The organism is Streptomyces sp. NPDC055078 (assembly GCF_053607985.1).
Genome location: NZ_JBSGUP010000591.1, coordinates 1 through 5,153, shown reverse-complemented (window position 1 = coordinate 5,153; position 5,153 = coordinate 1). Strand labels below are relative to the sequence as shown.

At 67.7% G+C, this 5,153-nt stretch carries 4 protein-coding genes; 1 reads left to right on the top strand and 3 read right to left on the bottom strand.

Translation table 11 applies throughout. From position 1 onward, the window contains the following. Positions 1-4: 4 nt before the first annotated feature. The 3 genes from ACWF94_RS32785 to ACWF94_RS32775 form a co-directional block, all read right to left on the bottom strand. Positions 5-580 (bottom strand): TerD family protein, encoded by a 576-nt coding sequence (locus ACWF94_RS32785; RefSeq protein ID WP_453496881.1) that lies wholly within the window; start codon positions 578-580, stop codon positions 5-7. A 193-nt stretch (positions 581-773) separates the two neighbouring features. Next, positions 774-1,232 (bottom strand): peroxiredoxin, encoded by a 459-nt coding sequence (locus tag ACWF94_RS32780; protein ID WP_453496878.1) that lies wholly within the window; start codon positions 1,230-1,232, stop codon positions 774-776. 140 nt (positions 1,233-1,372) lie between these two features. Then, the gene (locus ACWF94_RS32775; protein WP_453496875.1) at positions 1,373-1,801 is read right to left on the bottom strand and encodes a DUF3052 domain-containing protein; all 429 of its coding nucleotides are present in this window, start codon (positions 1,799-1,801) and stop codon (positions 1,373-1,375) included. A gap of 482 nt (positions 1,802-2,283) precedes the next feature. Between ACWF94_RS32775 and aceE the strand changes: the two genes are divergently transcribed. Continuing rightward, a complete protein-coding gene (gene aceE / locus ACWF94_RS32770) occupies positions 2,284-5,016 on the top strand; it encodes a pyruvate dehydrogenase (acetyl-transferring), homodimeric type (RefSeq protein ID WP_453496884.1) in 2,733 nt (910 codons plus the stop codon). Positions 5,017-5,153: the final 137 nt, after the last annotated feature.

Here is a 5,153-nt window from a genome sequence, read left to right as displayed (position 1 = left end):
CTGCTCAGACGTTGACCCCGAAGTCCTGCGCGATACCGCGCAGACCCGAGGCGTAACCCTGGCCGATCGCGCGGAACTTCCACTCCGCGCCATTGCGGTACAGCTCGCCGAAGACCATCGCGGTCTCCGTCGAGGCGTCCTCGCTCAGGTCGTAGCGCGCCAGCTCATTGTTGTCGGCCTGGTTGACCACGCGGATGAACGCGTTGCGCACCTGGCCGAAGGACTGCTGACGGCCCTCCGCCTCGTAGATGGAGACCGGGAACACGATCTTGTCGACCTCGGCGGGCACGCCCGCCAGATTGACCTTGATCTGCTCGTCGTCGCCCTCTCCCTCGCCGGTGAGGTTGTCACCGGTGTGCTCGACGGAACCGTCGGGGCTCTTGAGGTTGTTGAAGAAGACGAAGTTGCCGTCGTTGGTGACCTTGCCCTCGGCGTTGGTCAGCAGAGCGCTGGCGTCCAGGTCGAAGTCGGTACCGGTGGTGGTACGGACGTCCCAGCCCAGGCCCACGACAACCGCGGTCAAGCCGGGCGCGGCCTTGGTCAGCGAGACGTTGCCGCCCTTGCTGAGGCTGACTCCCACGAGTCCCTCCATAGGTTTCCAGGGGCAGCGCCCCCGTCGTGCGTCGATATCGGATCTACGAGTGGATCCTAGTGACCGGCTCCCGCGCAAAACACCCTTTGACGCGGGGGGACGGCACCGATTGCCGGAGCGGTTCCGGCTCCCCCGGCGCTCCTGGCTCCCCCGCCCCGGAGAGCGCCGGACGCCGGCCGGCTCAGAGCGTGTCCAGAGCCTTGACGTACTCGTTCAGATCGCGGGCGTCCGGCAGGGCGTTGACCACGCTCCAGCGGACGACGCCCTCCTTGTCGATGATGAAGGTGCCGCGCACGGCGCACCCCTTCTCCTCGTCGAAGACGCCGTACGCCCGCGAGGTCTCGCCGTGCGGCCAGAAGTCCGAGAGCAGCGGATACTCCAGGCCCTCCTGCTCGGCGAAGACGCGCAGGGTGTGGACCGAGTCGTTCGAGACGGCCAGCAGCTGGGTGTCGTCGTTGACGAACGAGGGCAGCTCATCGCGCAGGGCGCACAGCTCGCCCGTGCACACGCCGGTGAAGGCGAACGGATAGAAGAGGAGTACGACGTTCTTCTCGCCCTTGAAGCCGGCGAGGGACACCGTGCGCCCGTGGTTGTCCTTCAGCTCGAATGCGGGGGCCTTGGTGCCGACCTCGATCGCCATGACGTGTGCGTCCCTTCGCTGAGCCCGTCCGGGTGAAGGGTTTCACCCGGATCCACCCTAATCATGTGCCGGGATCATGTGCCGGGACCCCCTCCGACATGGGTCGGAGGGGGTCCCTGGACGGCTTGCGCCGTGTGTGCTCAGCGCTTCGACTTGGGTGCCACCAGCCGGCTGCCCGACCAGTCCTTGGCGACGCTGACGCTCTTGGTCTGGGAGAGACCGGCGGTCTGGGCGGCATCACTGATGTCGCTGGGTTCGACGTAACCGTCGCGGCCGGTCTTGGGTGTCAGCAGCCAGATCACGCCGCCGTCCTCAAGGAGACCGATGGCGTCCACCAGGGCGTCCGTCAGATCACCGTCCTCGTCCCGGAACCAGAGCACGACGGCGTCGGCGACGTCGTCGTAATCCTCGTCCACGAGGTCCTGGCCGATCACGGACTCGATGGCTTCTCGGAGATCCTGGTCGACGTCTTCGTCGTAGCCGATCTCCTGGACCACCTGTCCGGGCTCGAACCCCAGCCTCGCTGCCGGGTTGGTCCGCTCCTCCGCGTGGTCCGCGGTCGCGCTCACGGCTTGCCTCCTGATCATGTTCGGTAGATGCTGCGGCCGCGCGCGTACGCGCGGCGTTGGCCGTAGTCCACACGGGCGGGGCGGATCGCGCAAGTACCCGGCCGTTCAGACCGTCGAAACGGTGACGTTTGCGTCCGTCTCGCCGCAAGTCCACACACGCTCCACCATCAGCCGCGCCGTATGGCACACCATTGGGCCGCGTTTGCCACTTTACGTCTACTCACCACCGGCTTCAGAACCGAACGCCCAAACGGAACGCTTTACCGGGTTGGGCGTAAGGTTGCGATTTGACCGTACCCGTCACCCGGGGCCGGTCGGGATGTCCCCGAGATCACGGGTTACCCCTCGGTAGAGATGACGTTTCCCTCCCCGAGGTACACGATGGAGGCGGTATGGAGGCGGTGCCGTACCGCCCCGACGACTCGCCCCGACGACTCATCGAGAATCTCCCCGAACAGCTCACCGAACAGCGAAGGAATAGCGTGGCTTCCGGATCAGATCGCAACCCGATCATCATTGGCGGCCTTCCCAGCCAGGTCCCGGACTTCGATCCCGAAGAGACCAAGGAATGGCTGGACTCACTCGACGCCGCCGTCGACGAGCGGGGCCGGGAGCGCGCCCGCTATCTGATGCTCCGGCTCATCGAGCGGGCCCGCGAGAAGCGTGTCGCCGTGCCGGAGATGCGCAGCACGGACTATGTGAACACGATCGCCACCAAGGACGAACCGTTCTTCCCCGGCAATGAGGAGATCGAGCGCAAGGTCCTCAACGCGACCCGGTGGAACGCCGCGGTGATGGTCTCCCGCGCCCAGCGTCCCGGGATCGGGGTCGGCGGCCACATCGCCACCTTCGCGTCCTCCGCCTCCCTCTATGACGTGGGCTTCAACCACTTCTTCCGGGGCAAGGACCAGGGCGACGGCGGCGACCAGGTCTTCTTCCAGGGCCATGCGTCACCGGGCATCTACGCCCGGGCCTTTCTGCTCGACCGTCTCAGCGAGGACCGGCTCGACGCCTTCCGCCAGGAGAAGTCCAGGGCTCCGTACGGACTGTCCAGCTATCCGCATCCGCGGCTGATGCCGGACTTCTGGGAGTTCCCGACCGTCTCGATGGGTCTCGGCCCCATCAGCGCCATCTACCAGGCGCGGATGAACCGCTACATGGAGGCGCGCGGCATCGCCGACACCTCCCGCTCGCATGTCTGGGCGTTCCTCGGCGACGGTGAGATGGACGAGCCCGAGTCGCTCGGCCAGCTCTCCATCGCCGCCCGGGAGGGCCTGGACAATCTGACCTTCGTGGTCAACTGCAACCTCCAGCGGCTCGACGGCCCGGTGCGCGGCAACGGCAAGATCATCCAGGAGCTGGAGTCGCAGTTCCGCGGCGCCGGCTGGAACGTGATCAAGCTGGTGTGGGACCGCTCCTGGGACCCGCTGTTGGCGCAGGACCGTTCCGGCCTGCTGGTGAACAAGCTGAACACCACCCCGGACGGCCAGTTCCAGACGTACGCCACCGAGACCGGTGCGTATATCCGCGAGCACTTCTTCGGCGGCGACCAGCGGCTGCGCGCCATGGTCGAGAACATGACCGACGAGCAGATCCTGCACCTCGGCCGCGGTGGTCATGACCACCGCAAGGTGTACGCGGCGTTCCAGGCGGCCCAGCAGCACAAGGGCCAGCCGACGGTGGTACTGGCCCAGACGGTCAAGGGCTGGACCCTCGGCCCGAACTTCGAGGGCCGCAACGCGACCCACCAGATGAAGAAGCTGACGGTCGACGACCTCAAGGGCTTCCGCGACCGGCTGCACATCCCGATCACGGACGAGCGGCTGGAGGACGGCCCCCCGCCGTACTACCACCCGGGCCGTGACTCGGCGGAGATCCAGTACATGCACGACCGCCGCCAGGCGCTGGGCGGCTATGTGCCGACCCGGGTCGTGCGCGCGAAGCCGCTGGTGCTGCCGGAGGAGAAGACCTACGCGGCCGTCCGCAAGGGCTCGGGACAGCAGTCGATCGCCACCACGATGGCCTTCGTACGGCTGCTGAAGGACCTGATGCGGGACAAGGAGATCGGCAAGCGCTTCGTGCTGATCGCGCCGGACGAGTACCGCACCTTCGGGATGGACTCCTTCTTCCCGAGCGCCAAGATCTACAACCCGCTGGGCCAGCAGTACGAGTCCGTCGACCGTGAGCTGCTGCTCGCCTACAAGGAGTCGCCGACCGGCCAGATGCTGCACGACGGCATCTCGGAGGCCGGGTGCACGGCGTCGCTGATCGCGGCGGGCTCGGCGTACGCCACCCATGGCGAGCCGCTGATCCCGGTCTATGTCTTCTACTCGATGTTCGGCTTCCAGCGGACCGGCGACCAGTTCTGGCAGATGGCCGACCAGCTCGCGCGCGGCTTCGTGCTCGGCGCGACCGCGGGCCGCACCACGCTGACGGGCGAGGGCCTCCAGCACGCGGACGGCCATTCGCAGCTGCTGGCGTCGACGAACCCGGGGTGTGTCGCGTACGACCCGGCCTTCGGGTTCGAGATCGCGCATATCGTGCGGGACGGTCTGCGGCGCATGTACGGCGAGGATGCCGAGGACGTCTTCTACTACCTGACCGTCTACAACGAGCCGATCCAGCACCCGGCCGAGCCCGAGAACGTGGACGTGGAGGGCATCCTCAAGGGCGTCCACCGCTACCGCGCGGGCGACGCGGGCGAGATCCCGGCGCAGATCATGGCGTCCGGGGTGGCCGTGCCGTGGGCGGTCGAGGCGCAGCGGATGCTGGCCGATGACTGGAACGTACGCGCCGATGTGTGGTCGGCGACCTCCTGGAACGAGCTGCGCCGTGAGGCCGTGGAGGTGGATCGGCACAATCTGCTGCACCCGGAGGAGGAGCAGCTCGTCCCCTATGTCACCCGCAAGCTGTCCGGGGCCGAGGGCCCGTTCGTGGCCGTCTCGGACTGGATGCGTTCGGTGCCGGACCAGATCGCGCGCTGGGTGCCGGGGACGTACTCCTCGCTCGGTGCGGACGGCTTCGGCTTCGCGGACACCCGGGGCGCGGCCCGTCGCTTCTTCCACATCGACGCGCCGTCGATCGTGCTGGCGGTGCTGACCGAGCTGGCGCGGGACGGGAAGGTGGACCGCTCGCTGCTGAAGCAGGCCGTGGACCGCTACCAGCTGCTCGATGTGGCGGCGGCGGACCCGGGGGCGGCGGGGGGCGACGCCTGACGGTGGTCGACCGGCAGTGGTTGACCGACGGTGGTCGATCCGAAGCGGTCGACCGAGGCTGGTCGATCCGAAGCGGTTGACCGGAGGCGGTTGACCCGGAGCGGATGGCCGAGGGCGGTGGCGGCGCGGGTTGGGCG